21 protein-coding genes are annotated in these 19,217 nt (G+C 35.6%); 17 read left to right on the forward strand and 4 right to left on the reverse strand.

Annotation, left to right across the window (positions count from 1 at the left end; all coding sequences use genetic code 11):
* Window positions 1-170: 170 nt before the first annotated feature.
* The 12 genes from sstT to ggt all read left to right on the forward strand — a co-directional run bounded on the left by sstT (window position 171) and on the right by ggt (window position 12,743).
* The gene (gene sstT, locus GYM74_RS04000; RefSeq protein WP_220219201.1) at window positions 171-1,412 is read left to right on the forward strand and encodes a serine/threonine transporter SstT; all 1,242 of its coding nucleotides are present in this window, start codon (window positions 171-173) and stop codon (window positions 1,410-1,412) included.
* A 207-nt stretch (window positions 1,413-1,619) separates the two neighbouring features.
* Entirely contained in the window at window positions 1,620-2,225 is a 606-nt protein-coding gene (locus tag GYM74_RS04005) for a TetR/AcrR family transcriptional regulator (RefSeq protein ID WP_220219202.1), read from the forward strand.
* 200 nt (window positions 2,226-2,425) lie between these two features.
* Window positions 2,426-3,421: an MDR family oxidoreductase gene (locus tag GYM74_RS04010; RefSeq protein WP_220219203.1), complete on the forward strand. Its 996-nt coding sequence runs from the start codon at window positions 2,426-2,428 to the stop codon at window positions 3,419-3,421.
* 427 nt (window positions 3,422-3,848) lie between these two features.
* On the forward strand, window positions 3,849-4,076 hold the full coding sequence (locus GYM74_RS04015; RefSeq protein WP_065563083.1) for a ChaB family protein: 228 nt from the start codon (window positions 3,849-3,851) through the stop codon (window positions 4,074-4,076).
* Window positions 4,077-4,198: 122 nt separating this feature from the next.
* Window positions 4,199-4,483, forward strand: a complete 285-nt coding sequence (locus GYM74_RS04020; RefSeq protein WP_220219204.1) for a YciI family protein — start codon at window positions 4,199-4,201, stop codon at window positions 4,481-4,483.
* Between the two features lie 164 nt (window positions 4,484-4,647).
* On the forward strand, window positions 4,648-6,078 hold the full coding sequence (locus GYM74_RS04025) for a 6-phospho-beta-glucosidase (protein WP_220219205.1): 1,431 nt from the start codon (window positions 4,648-4,650) through the stop codon (window positions 6,076-6,078).
* A gap of 24 nt (window positions 6,079-6,102) precedes the next feature.
* Entirely contained in the window at window positions 6,103-6,420 is a 318-nt protein-coding gene (locus GYM74_RS04030) for a PTS cellobiose transporter subunit IIB (protein WP_220219206.1), read from the forward strand.
* A gap of 170 nt (window positions 6,421-6,590) precedes the next feature.
* Window positions 6,591-8,600: a transcription antiterminator gene (locus GYM74_RS04035; RefSeq protein ID WP_220219207.1), complete on the forward strand. Its 2,010-nt coding sequence runs from the start codon at window positions 6,591-6,593 to the stop codon at window positions 8,598-8,600.
* 2 nt (window positions 8,601-8,602) lie between these two features.
* Entirely contained in the window at window positions 8,603-8,953 is a 351-nt protein-coding gene (locus tag GYM74_RS04040; protein WP_255556201.1) for a PTS cellobiose transporter subunit IIA, read from the forward strand.
* Between the two features lie 5 nt (window positions 8,954-8,958).
* Window positions 8,959-9,447, forward strand: coding sequence for a hypothetical protein (locus tag GYM74_RS04045; protein ID WP_220219208.1), 489 nt, complete (start codon window positions 8,959-8,961; stop codon window positions 9,445-9,447).
* Window positions 9,448-9,461: 14 nt separating this feature from the next.
* Entirely contained in the window at window positions 9,462-10,811 is a 1,350-nt protein-coding gene (gene celB / locus GYM74_RS04050) for a PTS cellobiose transporter subunit IIC (protein WP_220219209.1), read from the forward strand.
* Between the two features lie 234 nt (window positions 10,812-11,045).
* Window positions 11,046-12,743: a gamma-glutamyltransferase gene (gene ggt / locus GYM74_RS04055; protein WP_220219210.1), complete on the forward strand. Its 1,698-nt coding sequence runs from the start codon at window positions 11,046-11,048 to the stop codon at window positions 12,741-12,743.
* A 114-nt stretch (window positions 12,744-12,857) separates the two neighbouring features.
* Here the strand turns inward: ggt and rplI are convergent, their stop codons facing one another.
* From rplI to rpsF, 4 genes are read right to left on the reverse strand one after another with little or no spacing between them, the layout of a single operon-like run.
* A complete protein-coding gene (gene rplI / locus GYM74_RS04060) occupies window positions 12,858-13,307 on the reverse strand; it encodes a 50S ribosomal protein L9 (RefSeq protein WP_220219211.1) in 450 nt (149 codons plus the stop codon).
* A 22-nt stretch (window positions 13,308-13,329) separates the two neighbouring features.
* On the reverse strand, window positions 13,330-13,557 hold the full coding sequence (gene rpsR, locus GYM74_RS04065) for a 30S ribosomal protein S18 (RefSeq protein WP_025314965.1): 228 nt from the start codon (window positions 13,555-13,557) through the stop codon (window positions 13,330-13,332).
* Window positions 13,558-13,561: 4 nt separating this feature from the next.
* Window positions 13,562-13,867, reverse strand: coding sequence for a primosomal replication protein N (gene priB, locus GYM74_RS04070; RefSeq protein WP_366518690.1), 306 nt, complete (start codon window positions 13,865-13,867; stop codon window positions 13,562-13,564).
* A complete protein-coding gene (rpsF, locus tag GYM74_RS04075; protein WP_220219213.1) occupies window positions 13,854-14,237 on the reverse strand; it encodes a 30S ribosomal protein S6 in 384 nt (127 codons plus the stop codon). The genes priB and rpsF overlap by 14 nt, the downstream gene beginning before the upstream one ends.
* A 336-nt stretch (window positions 14,238-14,573) precedes the next feature.
* Between rpsF and GYM74_RS04080 the strand changes: the two genes are divergently transcribed.
* Genes GYM74_RS04080 through rfbB form a run of 5 tightly spaced genes read left to right on the forward strand, consistent with a single transcriptional unit; the run spans window position 14,574 to window position 18,902 of the window.
* Window positions 14,574-14,921 carry an HIT domain-containing protein gene (locus GYM74_RS04080; RefSeq protein ID WP_220219214.1) on the forward strand — a complete coding sequence of 116 codons (348 nt, stop codon included), beginning with the start codon at window positions 14,574-14,576 and terminating at the stop codon, window positions 14,919-14,921.
* Window positions 14,922-14,925: 4 nt separating this feature from the next.
* Complete coding sequence (locus GYM74_RS04085) at window positions 14,926-15,606, forward strand: hypothetical protein (RefSeq protein ID WP_220219215.1); 681 nt, start codon at window positions 14,926-14,928, stop codon at window positions 15,604-15,606.
* On the forward strand, window positions 15,606-16,649 hold the full coding sequence (gene nagZ / locus GYM74_RS04090) for a beta-N-acetylhexosaminidase (protein WP_220219216.1): 1,044 nt from the start codon (window positions 15,606-15,608) through the stop codon (window positions 16,647-16,649). The genes GYM74_RS04085 and nagZ overlap by 1 nt, the downstream gene beginning before the upstream one ends.
* A complete protein-coding gene (locus GYM74_RS04095; RefSeq protein ID WP_220219217.1) occupies window positions 16,630-17,871 on the forward strand; it encodes a sigma 54-interacting transcriptional regulator in 1,242 nt (413 codons plus the stop codon). Before nagZ ends, GYM74_RS04095 begins: the two co-directional genes overlap by 20 nt.
* A 2-nt stretch (window positions 17,872-17,873) precedes the next feature.
* Window positions 17,874-18,902: a dTDP-glucose 4,6-dehydratase gene (gene rfbB, locus GYM74_RS04100; RefSeq protein ID WP_220219218.1), complete on the forward strand. Its 1,029-nt coding sequence runs from the start codon at window positions 17,874-17,876 to the stop codon at window positions 18,900-18,902.
* Window positions 18,903-19,217 lie beyond the last annotated feature (315 nt).

The following is a 19,217-nucleotide window of genomic DNA, read 5'->3' on the forward strand; positions in this document are numbered from 1 at the left end:
TATATAATTAAGGTATCGGTTTTTTTATTGATCCATATTTAAGGTAATTAATCTTAATAATTAACCAAAGTTATATATAAAAAAAGATTATGATAAATTTTTTTTTCTACAAGTTTATATCTTATTTGTGTTAAGGTTTGAGCTTCATGTTAGAAAAATAGGGAAATACCATGACTCACTCAACCAATCCTTTGATACGTTTTTACTTTAAAGTAGGGTTGATTCCTCAAATCTTATTGGGCCTGATTTTAGGTATAACACTGGCTTTTTTTTCCAAAGATACTGCCTTAAACATGTCGTTACTCGGTGGGCTTTTCATTAATGCGTTAAAATCAGTTGCGCCAATATTGGTATTGATTTTAGTTATCGCTTCAATATCAAACCATCAACATGGCAAAAAAGCGAATATGGGGACACTTTTATCACTCTATTTCGCTGGAATGATATATGCTGCGCTATTAGCCACCTTAGCAAGTTTTTTATTTCCATCTCAAATTACATTAGGTAATGACATTGAGCAAATTAAATTAAAGCCTCCTAGTGGCATCAAAGATGTTTTAATAACTTTGTTAGATAAAATGATAGATAATCCGGTTAATGCGCTTGTTAATGCAAATTATATTGGTTTAATCATTTGGGGCGTCGGTATTGGACTTGCATTAAGACATGCAAGCGAATCAACAAAAATCATGATGAATGATCTCTCATATGCCATTTCATTTATTGTTAGAATTATTATTCGTTTTGCACCTTTAGGTGTGTTTGGATTAGTCTCATCCACATTGGCAGAAACCGGTTTTGATGAGTTATATAAATATGCGCATTTATTAATTGTGCTTGTATCATGTATGTTTATTGTTGCGTTGGTGATTAATCCACTTTTAGCATTCTTAGTCATGCGTAAAAACCCTTACCCATTGGTCTTTACATCATTAAAAGAAAGTGCCATACCTGCATTTTTTACCCGTAGCTCTGCGGCAAATATTCCGGTTAATATTGAAATTTGTAAACGATTAAAAATGGATGAAGATACCTATTCAGTAGCCGTGCCTTTGGGAGCTGCAATCAATATGTCAGGCGCTGCAATAACCATTACTGTTTTGACTTTAGCAACTGTTAATTCAATGCCTAACATTCATGTTGATATCTATTCTGCGGTATTGCTGTGTATTATTACTGCAATTTGTGCTTGTGGCGCATCTGGTATAGCGGGCGGGTCATTATTGTTGATTCCGGTCGCTTGTAGTATGTTCGGTATACCAAATGAAATATCTGCCAAAGTTATCGGTATCGGTATTGCAATTGGTGTTATTCAAGACTCGGTTGAAACCGCACTGAATTCTTCAAGCGATGTAGTTTTTATTGGTGCAGTATCCGAAGCATCAAAAAATAAAAAAGTCGCCGAAAAATAGTATCACAATTAATAAGATTGAATGATTTTGAAATACATTTTTAATATCGTTCAATCTTTAATTTAAGAGCTTATCAACATTATCATTGTAATAACTTTACTCAAAATTCTTCTTCATTTTATGGTAATAAATAAACTCATTGCTTTTGCTAAAGTGACTATTTATTATTGAGCGCAAGATTATTATTGATAGTGGATCTTATTTGTCATGTCATTTCAATCAACCACAAAAAAAGAAAATGGAACAAAAGCGGCATTGATTCGAAGCGGTGTCGAGATGATGACAACTTACGGTTATGTTTCATCGAATATTGAAAGTATCTTAAAACAAGTCGGTGTTCCCAAAGGATCTTTCTATTATTACTTCAAAAGTAAAGAAGAATTTGGACGGACGATAATAGCCAGTTATGATAGCTTTTTTGCTCATAAATTAGATAAACATTTAACAAATATGTCAATTAACTCCCCATTAGCAAGAATTCATGCCTTTTATGAAGATGCTAAAAAGGGAATGGAAAAATATGATTTTAATCGAGGCTGTTTGATTGGTGAACTGATTCAAGAAGAATCATTACTTCCCAGTGGTTATGCTTTGCTGTTGGAGCAAATCTTACAAAGCTGGCAAACTAAGATTGAAAATTGTTTATTACTTGCGCAGCAATCAGGAGAAATTAATACTCATACTGATTGTAAAGCACTGGCCGCTTTTTTTTGGATTGGTTGGGAAGGGGCAGTAACGCGTAGTAAATTGGTCAAAAACTCAACACCACTCGATCTTTTTATAGAGCTTTTTCTAAATAAAATAATTTCTTAATACATCTTTTGAATGTTATGTTTATTCCTATCGCTATGTGAAATAAATTGTTTTTACTGTATTGTCTTTTACTAGACGATCGGTCTATAATTCCTAGACCGATCGTCTATAAGGAAAATCATCAGGTTAGTTCAATATTTAACTTGATGAATTAAGCAAATGAACCAACTTTACATTTAGATATGTAATAAGGAGTAAGCATGTCATTTAAAGCTATTTTGTTAGATAAAAATGATACTACCGGTTTTTCGGCCTCTATAAAAACAATTGATAAACAACACCTTGTTACTCAACAAGGCGATACCTTGATTAAGGTGCTATATTCAAGTATTAACTATAAAGATGCTTTGGCGTTAACCAATAAAAGTCCTGTTGTTAGGCAATGGCCTATGGTGCCGGGTATTGATGGTGTCGGTACAATTATTGAATCTAGCAATGATCGTTATCATGCTAGTGATGCTGTTATTTTAAATGGTTGGGGATGTGGTGAAACCCATTGGGGGTGTCTGGCGCAATATGCTTACTTAAAATCAGATTGGTTAATTCCATTACCCCAAAATATCACACCCTACCAATCGATGATTATTGGCACCGCCGGATATACTGCTGCATTATGTGTAAAACGTATTGTTGATTTTGGGATAAAACCGCAGAGCGGAACGGTACTTGTGACAGGGGCGAGTGGCGGAGTTGGCTCAGTTGCGGTAGCTTTATTAAGCAAATTGGGTTATCGAGTTACTGCATCAACAGGTAAATTAACTGACAAAGAATATTTACACAAACTTGGTGCCAGCAATATTATTGATAGTAAACAGTTGAAAGAGGCGGGTAAACCTCTACAAAAAGAACAGTGGTCAGCTGTTGTCGATGTGGTTGGTTCTCATACCTTAGCTAATGTATGTGCCCAAACTCAATATGGTGGTATTGTAGCCTGTTGTGGGCTAGCACAAGGAATGGATTTCCCGGCAACTGTCGCACCTTTTATTTTGCGCGGGGTAACATTGGCAGGTATCGACAGCGTAATGGCAAGTTATGATAATCGTATTGCCGCATGGAACTTATTAGCTCAGTATTTAGATGATAAAACTTTGGCTCATATAGGCAATACTATTCGTTTAGACGAGTGTGTTGATACTGCGCAGAACATGATAGCAGGCCAAACAAAAGGTCGTTTTGTGGTAGATGTGAACAAATAAAATAACTTTATATTGAATTTCACACAGATTTTTGCTGTTTTATTGAACGTAATTCATTTTTTATTTAGATTTGTTGGTTTTCTATGATTAGCAAAATCGTCACCTATGCAAAACATGGTAGCTAAATTATTTACTGTCAAGTATTTAGCTACTTTGCATGTGTTGGTCATTTTCAACTATTCAATTGGCTAGTTTTGTTAATTACACTAAAGGTTAGCTATTTGGATCTTATTTTTGGCCAAAATATCGCAATGGTGAGCTAGCTGATAAAAGAAAAAGATAGGGTGATTAATCAAAGCAAATTAAAACTTGTATTCTCGCCAAAAAGAGACTAAATTTTAAACGTATTTTGATTTAGTAGCAGTTTTAACTTTTACCGTTTTTAAATTTTCATTCATGTATGACTAATTTATAGAGGAAATGTTATATGCCATATCAAACACGAGATGATTTACCCGAATCTGTACGCCATGTTTTACCCGAACATGCTCAAGATATTTTTAAAGAAGCTTTTAACAATGCCATAAAAGAGTACCAAGATCCCAAGAAAAGACGAGATAAAAGTTCGCCAGAGCAAATCGCATTTAGAGTGGCGTGGTCAGCTGTAGAAAAGGTTTACCGCAAAAATGAAAATGGTCAATGGGAACGCAAGTAAAAACTCAATACTATAAATGCTTTCAAGTCCACAACTAAGTTATTATAGATATGGGTTTATTATCAATATGAATAGTCAATAAAAACTAGCTATTAAGCTGGTTTTTTATATGGAGAATTATTATGTTTATATTCACCCTCACTTATATTAAACCCATTAATGAAGTTGAAAAATTTTTACAGCAGCATATCGATTACCTTGAAGAGAATTATCGATTGGGACATTTTATTGCTTCAGGCCGAAAAGTGCCACGTACTGGTGGTGTGATACTTTGTCCTGCTGAGAATAAAGAACAAGCGTTAACTATAATGCAAAAAGATCCGTTTTATATTCAGCAAATTGCCCAGTACGATATTATCGAATTTGTACCGTCCAAATATACCACTGGTTTTGAACAATTTATTTAGTTAATAATTACGGTAAGCGCAATTTAATTTTTTTAAGCATCACGCTTTTATATCTATTTTCTTTGCTTATATTTTCCTGATCAATACGGAAAAAGTTGGTTAGTAATTCAAATTTTTTCCTTTTATACTGAATTTAATCTCTCATTTAATACAGGTATTTGATCATGAATAATAAAGGTTTACCAAAGGATTTTTTATGGGGTGGTGCGGTTGCTGCACATCAATTAGAAGGCGCATGGCAAGCCGGAGGAAAAGGTATCAGCGTTGCTGATGTCATGACTGTTGGTTCCCCAAAAAGTTATCGAAAAATTACCGAAGGGATAATAGAAGGTGAGTATTATCCCAATCATGAAGCTATCGATTTTTATCATCATTATAAAGAAGATATTAAGCTATTTGCTGAAATGGGTTTTAAATGTTTTAGAACTTCGATTGCATGGACTCGAATTTTTCCTAAAGGTGATGAACTGGCACCCAATGAAGAAGGCCTAAAATTTTATGATGATTTATTTGATGAATGTTTAAAATACAATATTGAACCAGTTGTTACCCTCTCACATTTTGAATTACCTTACTATTTAGTTACGGAGTATGGTGGTTTTCGTAATCGTAAATTAATTGATTTCTTTGTGCGCTTTGCAGAGGTCTGCTTTGATCGTTACAAAAATAAAGTCAAATATTGGATGACGTTTAATGAAATCAATAATCAAGCCAATTTTGATGAAGACTTTGCCCCGTTTACTAACTCTGGTATCTACTATAAAGCTGGCGATGATCGTGAACAAATAATGTATCAAGCAGCACATTATGAATTGGTCGCTAGTGCAAAAGCTGTCCAAATTGGTCATGCTATCAATCCTGATTTTCAAATTGGTTGTATGATTGCCGTTGTTCCAATCTATCCGGAAACCTGTAAACCAGGTGATATCTTAATGGCTCAAAAAGTCATGGAACGTAAGTATTTCTTTACTGATGTTCATGTTCATGGTCAATATCCTAATCATATTATCAAATACTGGCAACGCAAAGGCTTTAAATTAGACGTGACAAGCCAAGATCTCGAAGTATTAGAAAACGGTACAGTCGATTACATTGGTTTTAGTTATTACATGTCTAATGCGATTAGAAAAAAATCAGATAACTATGAATATAACGAAAAAACCGATTTAATTGGTAATCAATACGTTAAAAAATCTGATTGGGGTTGGCAGATCGATCCGGAAGGTTTGCGCTACACATTAAACTGGCTAACTGATATGTATCACTTGCCGCTTTTCATTGTGGAAAATGGTTTTGGTGCTTATGATAAAGTCGAAGCCGACGGTAGTGTCCATGATACGTATCGGATTGAATATTTACGTGAACACATTAAACAAATGAAATTAGCGGTGGAAGAAGACGGCGTGGATCTAATGGGCTATACCCCATGGGGATGCATCGATTTAGTATCAGCCGGAACGGGCGAAATGGAAAAACGTTACGGATTTATCTATGTTGATAAAGATAATAAAGGTAATGGAACGTTAAAACGTAGCCGTAAAGATTCATTTGCATGGTACAAGAAAGTCATTGAATCAAACGGCGAAATCTTATAATGGATCACTCTTTTAGGAGAAACTATGAAAAAAGCGTTAATTATTTGTGCCGCAGGCATGTCTTCCTCATTAATGGCTAAAAAAGTAACAGAATATTTTGCCAGTCAAGGCAAAGAAATCGTATTGGACGCAGTATCTGCCACGGAAGGTGGAAATATGATTAAAGACAGTGATTTTTCGCTCTTTTTAATTAGCCCCCAAACGATGATGATGCTCGATAAATTTAAAAAAATGGGAGATGAAGCAGGTAAGCCGGTGGTAAGCATTCCTTTCCAAGCTTATATACCAATTCAATCAGGTATTGAGCAACTGGCTAAATTAACAGAGGAAAATCTTAAATAATTCTTTGTCACTATCCTATCAGTTTAACGATAGGATTTGGGCACTGTCTATTGATGATGCTTCATAGCAGTGCCTGATTATCTTACTGGATGTGAGAACTTATCTTAACGATAAGAGTAATTGCAATATTATTGATAATATCGTTTTAGTGACTATAGGTATGGATGATAATGATCAAAAATAAACAACGTGATCTTATAAGTTTATTAGTTCGTTCTAAAAACCTTTTTAAGAGCAGTGCTACATTGGCAAGTGAATTATCATTATCCGATCGGACTGTACGTACTTATCTCAATGATCTTAAATCACTCATTGAAAAAAATGGTGGATTGATAATCAGTAAGCAAGGTTATGGTTACCAGCTGCAAATTAAAGATAGAACTGCATTTAATCAATTTTTAATTGAACACCATTTGTTAGATCGCAGTGAGGAACAATCAAATTACCGTGAATTGAGTCAAAGAAGACACTATATTCTTAATCTGCTTTTATTAGAATGCCAAAAAATTGATATCGAGACTTTATCCGAACAATTATTTATTAGTTCATCGCAGTTAAATAAAGATATCCAAGAAATTAAAAATCAACTCCAATCTTTTGAGCTTACCATAAAAAAGAGTAAATCTTTGCTTTCTGTTGAAGGCGACGAAAAAGCAAAAAGACACTTTATTATGAGCTATTTTTTTCATGAAGAGTCGATTAACTTTTTGCAACGCTTAACGTATTTCAATAAGTTTGGTGATGCAATTTGCTTTGATACCTTAACCATTATCATCTTAGATGAATGTCGTGAAGCGAATATCAAATTATCTGATGTTATGATGCAAAACATTGTACTTCATCTGTCACTGAGTATTAAACGTTTACAATCAGGACTTTCAATACAAAATCTTGATCTGCCAGATAAAGCTAAAGAGAGCTTAGAATATCAAGTTGCTAAAAAAATTATTGATAGGGTTGAAACGGTTATCGGTTTTCATTTTCCAAAAGAAGAGCAGATGTATTTGACTTTACATTTAATGAGTAAGTCAAATTTAATTCAGCAAGATTTAGATTCAGAACTCTATTTATCGCTTAGCAATTTACTTATTAAGATTCAACAAGAGACCGGTTATCTGTTTTATAAAGATGAACAGTTAAAAAAAGGGCTAATTCAACATTTAAAGCCAATGTTAGTCCGATTAGAGCAGAAAATTAAGTTAGAAAATCCATTGCTAAATGAAATTAAAGCCAGTTCGCCGGAGCTCTTTGAACTGGTAAAACACTACCTTAGCCAATTGAGTAATTTAGCTCGCTATACCATTCATGATGATGAATGGGGGTATTTAACACTGCACTTTTTAGCTTCCATTGAAAAACTCAAAAATGAACAAAAAGCAAAAGTATTGATTATTTGCGCTACCGGTTTAGGCAGTGCGCAATTACTCAAAAATCGGATTGAGAACGAGTTTGATGAACGTATTAAAATTGTTGCTACCCGTGGTTACTATGAAATAGAGCCAGAAATGCTTGATGAAATTGACTTTATTATTTCATCGGTTGATCTCTCATCAAAAGTTTTTAAAGTTCCGGTATTTCACGTTTCAGTCTTTTTAACCGAACAAGATGTACAACAAATTCGCCGCTATCTTGCATCACGCAGAGTGCAAATATCGGCACGTAAAGATCTAATTGCAACATCTAATCCAACCAGCACACCGGAACATTTAGTACATATAGAACAAATTGTCGATGATTTATTGGCAGATTACTTTATATGTTGTCATCAAGCTAAAAATAAAGAGCAGATACTTAATCGATTACTTGATCGGTTGGCGGTAAATGAAGCATGTGGCTACAGGCAAGAAATGATAAAGCAAATTGAAAATCGTATGACATTAGGTGATATATTTTTTAGTCCAACTATTGTCGTTCCGCATCCGGCAATTGCTGTAGGCCGGTTATCTAAAATTGGCATCGCCGTCTTACCAAATGGTCTAAGTTGGGATGAACATCATCCTAATATTCATTTCATATTTATGATTTCGCCATCAATTTATCAAAATACCAATCTAGCTATGATGACTAAAGCCATCGTTAACTTGATTGATGATCAACAAATGCAAGAAAAATTATTAAAGACACAAAATTTTGACCAATTTAAACAACTTTTTATTCAACTCATTGAAAAAGGGGCATAGTTATGAACGAGGAAATGAGCACCGAGGAAATTCAACTTATCGCATTTAATATTATTTTGCACAGTGGTAATGCCAAAACAAAGATCCATGAAGCGTTTAAGGCGATGAGAAAAGCTGATTTCACAACCGCAAACCAATTACTTGAGCAAGCTAATGAGGAAATTTTGGAGGCACATAAATCGCAGACAGGATTGCTGCAAAATTATGCCAATGGCATGCAGATCAATATGGAAATTATCATGGTTCATGCTCAAGATCATTTAATGACAACAATGACAATGCGAGAAATCGCTATTGAGATGGCTAATCTATACCAGCAAAACTACGAGCTTGCAGAAAAACTAGCGAGGTGAACGCAATGACGTCGAAACAATTGAAAATGCAACAAAAAGTTAGTTTAACCAACCTTTACTATAATCGGTTTTTAGCTATTCGTTATAGTACTGCCTTTTTCTTATTTCTTAATCTGTATTGGTCTGTTTTTCTACTTGGTTCATTCTCAATTGCAGGTATTTTGCCGGTGGCGTTGTTTTTGCTGGGTGCTTTAACAGCTTTTGAACAAGTTAAGCTGTACCGTAATCATGATAATCGTCTTCCCTATGCAAACGTCTTTTTCTCTGCGGTTTTTATTGCCAGTGTTTTTTTGATGATTGTGGTTAATACCTCATTATTTCATTTCTTTTTTCCATTTTTCAAAAATACTCAACAGGTTTTAAACACAATTATGTTAGTTCTATCGGCTTGCTTATTAATTAGCTTTTTGATTATCAGAAAGATTAAAAAAATTCAGCGTAATGAGGACCGACTTTATCAGAAAATTCAGGCTTACCAACAGGTTATTAATTAAATGAGGATAACAAAATGAATACAGGATTTGTAATATTGCAGAAATTTTTAATGGCGCCAATGGCAAAAATTTCGCAATTTAAAATTGTAAGAGCTGTCATGGCGGCAGGTATGGCTTCAGTTCCTTTTTCAATCGTCGGATCAATGTTTCTCGTATTCAATACATTACCATTAACATTTACCGGGTTAGAAGGCTTTTTTGAAAATACCTTTTTTAGAGTTAGTGACCTGTACATGATTGCGAATACTGCGACAATTGGTATTTTGGCGCTGTATTTTAATTTTGTTGTCGGTTATGAACTGACTAAAATTGAAGCTGAAGAGACCGGGCTTAAAGTCAATGCGCTTAATGGTGCTATGCTATCTGTTTTTGCTTTTTTTATGACAATACCCGAATTAGTCATGCAAAATGGCATTATTTCGCTACTCACAGATGAACCTAATACAGTTTACAATGGTCTTCGCTTACAACCTTTTGTTTTTCGTTTAGGCACTTCTGGCATATTTATTGCGATTGTCATGGCGATTTTAGCGACTCATCTCTACTTTTTATGTGTTCGACGCAATTGGGTGGTTAAAATGCCTGAAACTGTGCCACTAGGCGTTTCGCGATCGTTTACCGCACTAATACCAACTTTTGTTATCGCTTTTACGGTAATCATTCTCAATGGTATTTTAATCTTTTTAGGTACGGATATTTTTAATATTGTTGGAGTTCCATTTACTTTTGTTACTAATTTAACCAAAAGCTGGTTGGGTGTAATGGTAATACTGTTTTTGATTCACGCTTTATGGGTTGTTGGGATCCATGGTGCAAGTATTATTGGTGCGTTTATTACCCCAATTATGTTAACCAATATGGATGAAAACGTATTAGGGGCACATATTCCGTTTGCCGGTGAGTTTAATAATTCACTGGTTATTTTAGGGGGATCGGGATCAACACTATTAATGACGTTCTTTATTGCCTTTTTTGCCAAATCCAGTCAACTAAAAATACTCGGCCGTGCTTCAGCTGTACCGGCAATCTTTAACATCAATGAGCCTATCATTTTTGGTATGCCAATTGTTTATAATCCTTATTTAGCAATCCCTTTCTTTTTAGCGCCTATGGCATGTGGTACTTTAGGTTATTTTGCCATTAATTCGGGGCTGATTAACCCAATTATCGCATTAGTTCCTTGGCCATCACCAATGGGACTTGGTGCCTTCATCGGAACTGGTGGGGATATTAAAGCGGCTTTTGTTGCAATTCTTTCGGCTATTTTAGCGCTATTAATTTATTTACCTTTTATTAAGTTATATGACAATAAACTTTATAAAGATGAACAGGGTAAACCGATAGTAGAAGAACAAACCGCTTAACAATATCATTTATAACAGGAGTGTAGATCTTTGATTTAAAAGATTTACACTCTTTTTTATAATCATTGAATTTGCATCAAATTTAGCAATTTCCACCTGAGTGTTTATTATTTATCCACCTCCGCATTTCTATGCTATATTGAGATTTCCTTCACGCTTTACATAATTTTTTTGCTCAAGTATTTAATTAGTTTTTATATCGTGAAGGCGACGAGCAATTTAAGGAGGTGTAACATGTTTTATCTTAAATCATTAAAACATTGTTGGTTTTTATTGTTTTTAATCATAAGCCAGCATGTTAGTGCGACTTTACAAAAACCACCGTTATTTGAAGCTGGCGCAGTTGCCTCTCCCGATTATTACGGCGCTATAGCGGCTCAAGAGATGTTAGCTAAAGGCGGAAATGCGGTGGATGCAGCTGTTGCGACTGCATTTGCACTCGCCGTCACCTATCCTGAAGCAGGTAATATTGGTGGTGGAGGATTTATGACGCTGTGGATGGACGGCAAACCTTATTTTATTGATTACCGGGAAGTAGCACCTGGCAAAGCGACTAAGGATATGTATCTTGATGCAGATAAAAATGTGATCCCTAATTTAAGCTTATATTCTCATCAAGCTTCCGGTGTTCCCGGCACTGTTGCCGGGATGTGGGCTGTACACCAACGTTTTGGTAAATTGGATTGGAAAGCGGTTATGGCACCGGCGATACGTTTTGCTCAAGAGGGTTTCACGGTAGACAAACAATTGGTCAAGCGCTATCAAGAAGCCGAAGCTTTGGCGCCTGCTAATGGTTATTTCAAACATTACTTTGGAACGATGCGAACAGGCGAAACTTTTAAGCAGCCTGAACTAGCGAAAGTATTAGCTCGTATTGCAGATAAAGGAAGCGACGGTTTTTATAAAGGTGAAACAGCTCAATTAATTGCCAAACAGATGACAAAAAATGCCGGCTTAATTACCGAAGATGATTTAGCCAATTATCAAGCTAAATGGCGAACTCCGCTAATTGCAAATTGGCAAAATATGCAAATCATTACCGCACCACCGCCGAGCTCTGGAGGCGTGGGTTTAATTCAATTGTTGTTAATGAAGCAAGATTTAGCAAATGAATTTAAAGGTGTAACGGTTAATTCTGCTCCATATATACATCTAATTGCTGAGATTGAAAAACGTGTATTTGCTGATCGGGCAGAATATATGGGCGATCCTGACTTTGTGACAGTGCCGGTTGAACGCTTAATGGATGCCAATTATCTCTCGCAACGAGCGAAACAAATTAATGCCAAAGCGATTACAGCAACAGACCAAGTTAGACCAGGGTTAGATAATGAGAATGAAAAGCTACAAACTACTCATTTTTCAATTGTTGATAAATGGGGAAATGCTGTTTCAAATACTTATACGCTAAATGGCTGGTTTGGATCGGCTGTGGTCATAGAAGGCACAGGGATTGTAATGAATAACGAAATGGATGATTTTAGTAGTAAGCAAGGCGTTGCGAATCAGTTTGGTGTCGTTGGAAAGGATGCGAATGCAATCGAGCCGAATAAGCGTCCATTATCATCGATGTCACCAAGCATTTTTACTCAAAATAATCAGGTTGTAATGGTCATTGGTACGCCCGGTGGTTCAAGAATATTTACTTCAATATTTCAAGTGGTTACTAATGTTTTTGATAATCACATGCCATTAAAAGAGGCTGTGGATGCACCACGTTATCATCATCAATTGCTGCCAAGCAATGTCATTTTTATCGAACCTTTTCAAAGTAAAGTTCCACAGCCAATAAAGAGTAAACTTGAACAAATGGGATATCAATTTGAACAACAAGATTTTAATGGTGATATTCAAGTAATAAAAATTACTGATAATAAACCTCAAGCTGTGTCAGATGTACGGGGTAGAGGTAAAGCAATGATAGTAAAATAGATAATTAACTTATATCGCATTTTACACCCTAAATCCTATCTGACTGAAAAGGTTAAATGATAAGTATAAAAAAACCCGCCATGTGGACGGGTTTTTAAAATTATTAATTGATAATTATTCTGGGATAATATCAACAATAAGTTTAGCAAAAGCTTCGCTGTGTACTTGGAAGAACACTTCGTGCTCACCAGTGGTACGCAATACACCATTTGGTAGGCGAACTTCGCTTTTTGATACTTGAACGCCACGAGCTTTAACTGCATCAGCGATATCACGAGTACCAATTGAACCAAATAATCTGCCTTCGTCACCTGCTTTAGAAGCAATAGTCACTTTAGCTAGAGCATTGATTTCAGCTACACGTTGTTCAGCTGCTTTTAATGTTTCAGCAAGTTTTGCTTCTAATTCAGCACGACGAGCTTCAAAGAATTCGATATTCTTTTTAGTTGCCGGTACTGCTTTACCTTGTGGAATTAAGAAGTTACGTGCGTAACCCGCTTTAACATTAACTTGATCACCTAAGCTGCCTAAATTAGCAACTTTATCGAGTAGAATAATTTGCATTATATGTTCCCTCTGTTGCTAATTACTGATGGTTGTCAGTGTATGGTAATAATGCCAAGTAACGAGCGCGTTTTATAGCGCGAGCTAATTGACGTTGATATTTTGCGCTAGTACCAGTGATACGGCTTGGTACAATTTTACCACTTTCTGTGATATAGCTTTTTAATAAAGAAACATCTTTATAATCAATTTCTTTAACGCCTTCTGCTGTAAAACGGCAGAATTTGCGACGACGGAAATAACGTGCCATTTGGCTATTCTCCTAATAGTTTAATTTGGTCAGCATGTAAAACAAGTTGGCTTGTTTTATTACGTTTAGTATGAGTGCTTATAAAACCACTAACTAAAACTTTGCTGCCTTTTTTTATGTAACTTAACTCTTGTTGTCCACTGGCAATGACGGGCATTATGCACCATGCTTGCCTTGTGAGTTCTGCTTCAATTTGCTCAGAAACGTGTTCTAAATAAAATTGGCAATGTGAAATCCCACTTGGACTCATTTTTCTTATCGGGGTTTTGGTAACAACGCCCGATAACACCAAACGATTATTCTTCCGAATCATCGTCCATGTTTACTTCACTAAAATCATCTTCAGCGTTACGACGCTCATCTTTAGCTTTTAACATTGGTGAAGTTTCAGTTACAGCATGTTTAGTACGCATAATTAAACTGCGAATGACTGCATCATTAAAACGGAAGTTATCTTCAAGTTCATTAACAGCTTCTTGAGTTGCTTCAACATTCATTAACACATAGTGTGCTTTGTGCAGTTTTTCGATAGGATAGGCTAATTGACGACGACCCCAATCTTCTAAACGATGGATTTTTCCACCATCAGTGGTTAATGTACCAGTATAACGTTCAATCATACCCGGTACTTGTTCACTTTGATCTGGGTGAACCATAAATACAATTTCGTAATGACGCATTATCGCTCCCTACGGATTAATCAGCTTTCTGTCGGGGCAACCGCAACCCATTGAAAGCAAGGAACATGAAAATTAGGCGGTTGAAATCGACGGGGCATTATATATCAACTTATTCTGATTGACAAATGAATATGACAAGTTTAATTAGATAATGTAAATAATCGCTTTTTATACTGAAACGTATACATTTTCTGAAACTTCTTGTCAAAAAATCATTCGCTAACTGTAAAATGTAACGATATCTATACATTATTGTTGTTAAAATATGGTATGCTTGCTCAATAATAATTGTCAGTTTGTAAATATTAGCCTTATAAAAAAGAAAGGAGAACTTTAATGACACAGGAAACTATATTTAGTAAGATCATCCGACGAGAAATCCCTGCTGATATCGTTTTTCAAGATGATAAAGTAACGGCATTTCGTGATATCTCTCCTCAAGCTCCCACACATATATTAATTATTCCTAATAAACTTATTCCAACCATTAACCATATAAAAGAAGAAGATGAAGCAACCCTAGGGCATATGATGCTTGTCGCTGCTAAAATTGCCAAACAAGAAGGCATTGACGAAACGGGCTATCGTTTAATCATGAATTGTAATAAAGATGCGGGGCAAGAAGTTTTCCATATTCATATGCATTTGTTAGGCGGAAAAAATTTAGGTCGATTAATAGGTTAATAATATGAATAAAATCAAACAGGTTTTCATTATTGGTCCAATAATTCTTTTATTAGCAGGTTGCCACCTTTTGGGGCAAAAAGATAACGTCAGAGTTAGCCCGCCAATTATTAATAGAACGCCAGATGGTACTGGTGTGGTTGATACACCACCGAAGATTGTTAAAGAGACAAACTGGAATCAGATTTTATCTCCGTTTGTGGATAAGATATTACACTCATCAGAAGCCGGAAGCGCTAATAACTTGATCTTAATTAGTGATATCCAAAATCGTAGTGGTGATTATCTTGCTACTAATCAAATCGATAATGCTTTATATCAATTGATGAGCAAACAAAATACTTATACCGTTGTAGATAAAAAGGCTGTTAATCAAGCTAAACAAACATTGGGTATTTCAGCCGATGATAAACTTGTTTCACGTAGTAAAATGATTGGTTTGGCTAAATCATTAAGTGCTGGTTATGTCCTATTTACCACCATTTATAAATTACCGACTGATACCGATAATGCCAATGTTGCTATGGAACTTCTTTCAACCCAAAGTGGCGAGATTTTAACTCGTGCCACATCAAAAGATTTTCCTTCTCAGCCAAAAACTCAACCTGAAACGAATACAACAATTTCTGCCCCAACTACGTCCGATGCAACTACAACCAATACAACTACAGGGGTAAATCAATAATGGGACCGCTGTTGATCGATGTTGAAGGCACATCGTTAACCCAAGAGGAAAAAGAACTTTTGCAAAATCCGTTGCTTGCTGGAGTGATTTTATTTAGTCGCAATTATCAAGAACCTAATCAGTTAAAAGAATTGATAAAACAGATTCGTGATAATTCTTCGCAACGCCTTTTAATTTCTGTCGATCATGAAGGTGGTCGTGTTCAGCGTTTTAAACAGGGATTTACGCTGATTCCTCCGGCACAATCTTTTGCCGCTTTAAATGATTTACCACAAGCCAAATCACAGGCATTTGATGCGGGTTGGGTACTGGCAATGGAGCTAATCGCTTTTGATATCGATCTTAGCTTTGCGCCTGTGCTAGATCTCGGGCACGAGTGTTTAGCCATTGGGACTCGCTCATTTCATCAAGATGCTGATATTGCCTATCAAGTTGCTTCTGCCATGATTGATGGTATGCATGCAGCGGGCATGAAAACAACCGGTAAGCATTTTCCCGGACATGGGCATGTAATTGCTGACTCACATAAAGAAACACCAATAGATAATCGTGATAAATCGCTTATTGAGCAAGATATGCAAATTTTTGCCAAACTCATTGCCGATGACAAACTCGACGCTATTATGCCAGCTCACGTTATCTACAGCGCCTTTGATAATAAACCTGCAAGTGGGTCATCTTACTGGCTTAAAACGGTATTACGGCAGCAATTGCAGTTTAAAGGGATCATCTTTTCCGATGATTTATCAATGGAAGGCGCCTCTATTATGGGGAATCATGCTGAGCGAGCAAAGGCAGCATTAGAGGCCGGCTGTGATCTGCTGTTAGCTTGTAATAACAGGCAAGGTACTTTAGCTATTTTACAGCAGCTAGCTGAATTAAATAAAAAGCATAATTTGCAGTCAGAAAAAGCTAAACGCTTACTGACCGATACCAAAGTAACTTACGATGAATTAATCCATAATCGTGATTGGCAACTTCGTCACAATAATTTAATGAAACTAAACGAAAAGTGGGCAGATCATGCAAGCGGCAATCATTGAAATTAATAATAACCAACTTTTAGTTGCCTATAATAGTGCAGCAAAAGCTTTATTTACGCACAATACGTTAGTATTGAATCAACCATTTAATTATAAAAAAGTATTCAATTTAGATGAATCGTCAAATTTAGATATCCATGATGACACGATAATTGTTTTAAATTCTCAATACTTCCTGTTACAAAAAGTCGATGAACAATCTAAAACGATCTTTATTTTACAATCTATTGAATATTTGAAAAAAAGGTTATCTAAAATACAAGTTGTTGGGCGGCATGCATTTGATATTTTCGCAACAGAAAGTTTGGTAATGAAAAAACTCATTGCACAAGCTAAAGCTTTTTCAATGCAACGTGAACCACTTTTAATATCGGGCGAAACAGGGACGGGCAAAGATTTACTTGCTCATGCTTGTCATCAATATAGTCCACGAGGAGATCAAACCTTCTTAGCGCTAAATTGTGCAGCCATGCCCGATGATGTCGTTGAAAGTGAATTATATGGACACGCAGCCGGTGCTTATCCGGGGGTAACTGAAAGTAAAAAAGGCTTTTTTGAGCAGGCGAATGGTGGATCGGTATTACTTGATGGCATTGATGAAATGTCATTTCAAATGCAAACAAAATTATTACGATTCATCAATGACGGTTATTTTCGCCGAGTTGGGGATGATAACGAAGTTTATGTCGATGTAAGAATTATTTGTGCCACTAAAGTGGATTTGGCCGGTTTAGTTGAACAGGGCAAATTTAGAAAAGATCTTTATTATCGGCTTAATGTCTTATCGCTGAATCTACCTTCATTACAAGAACGCCAAGATGATATCGCACCTTTAACGAAAATCTTTGTCGATGAATTTGCCAACAAACAAGGGATCACCCCACCAACGATCGATGACAATGTGATAGAGTTTTTAACTCGTTACTCTTGGCCGGGTAATGTACGTCAGCTTAAAAATGTTCTTTATTCAGCATTAGCTCAACTTACTTCATCTGTTTTAACAACAAAAGATATTGTGCTACCGATTCCAACTACGTCACAATTATCTTGGATCAATAATATTGAAAATAAAACACTTGATGAAATGACTAAGCAGTTTGAAAAAGAGATTTTATTAAGGCTGTATGATAAGTACCCTAGCTCAAGAAAACTGGCCAAAAGGTTAGGGGTATCACATACAGCGATTGCCAATAAGTTAAGAGATTATGGAATAGGGCGATAATTTTGTCTGACAGCAAAAAAATTTTGATAACGGGTGGTGCAGGATTCATTGGCTCAGCGGTTATTCGATATATTATCGAGCAGACAGCGCATCAAGTTATTAATCTTGATAAACTGACTTATGCGGCCAATTTGCAAGCATTGCAATCAGTATCCACCAACAACAGATATTTTTTTGAAAAAGTGGATATTTGTCATCGACACGCACTCGACCATATTTTTGAGCAGTATCAACCAAATGCAATCATACATTTGGCGGCTGAAAGTCATGTAGATCGCTCAATTAATCATCCGGCTAAATTTATTGAAACCAATGTTATTGGAACCTTCACACTGCTAGAATCGTCTTATCATTATTGGCAAAACTTAGCTAAAGACTTGAAAGAAACTTTTCGCTTTATTCATGTTTCAACCGATGAAGTATATGGCGAACTGCAACAAAACGAGAGTAAATTTACTGAATCAACCCCTTATGCACCAAATAGCCCGTATTCAGCATCAAAGGCATCAAGCGATCATCTAGTCAGATCTTGGTATAAAACCTATGGTCTGCCAACAATCATCACGCACAGTACAAATAATTACGGTCCATTCCAACATCCTGAAAAGTTAATTCCATCAGTCATTGCAAATGCACTTGCCGGTAGACCGATACTTATCTATGGTGAAGGCTTGCAAATGCGTGATTGGATTTATGTGGAAGATAATGCTAAAGCTTTATATTCCGTTTTAATCAATGGTAAAATAGGCGAAACATACAATATTGGTGCTAATAACGAATCAACCAATATAGCATTAGCTGAAAAACTTTGTAAAATACTTGATGAACTCGCTCCCCAATATAAAAGTTCAATAATAAAATATCGGGATTTAATTCAATTTGTATCTGACAGACCGGGCCATGATTATCGATATGCTATCGATTCATCTAAAATAACGAAAGAAATAGGTTGGCAACCTCAAGAGGACTTCGAAAGTGGGTTGAGGAAGACGGTTATAGCATATTTAAATAGCAAACAAATAATAGGATGAATTTTAGATTACCTAATGTTTCAATTTCAATATGTGTGTATAATGTTAAAATTTATTCACGACACTGTTAAAAGTGAAGCTCTATTTTCTTAATAATAGTGTGAGATAGGTTTGAAAAAATTTATCGTTTTTAAGTGAATTTGTAAGAGTATGATGAAAATAGTTTCAGCTCAAATTCTTACTTCATGCCTTTTTAAATAAATTGCCGTTTTTTAGAAACATTATTCTGTTAATTATAATTTATAGAAATTAGTTTAAGCATTACTTTGTGTATTATTGTTTTTGAGTAATGTATTTTCTTAAGATGACAGAGTA

This window comes from Gilliamella sp. ESL0405, assembly GCF_019469205.1.
GTDB lineage: Bacteria > Pseudomonadota > Gammaproteobacteria > Enterobacterales > Orbaceae > Gilliamella.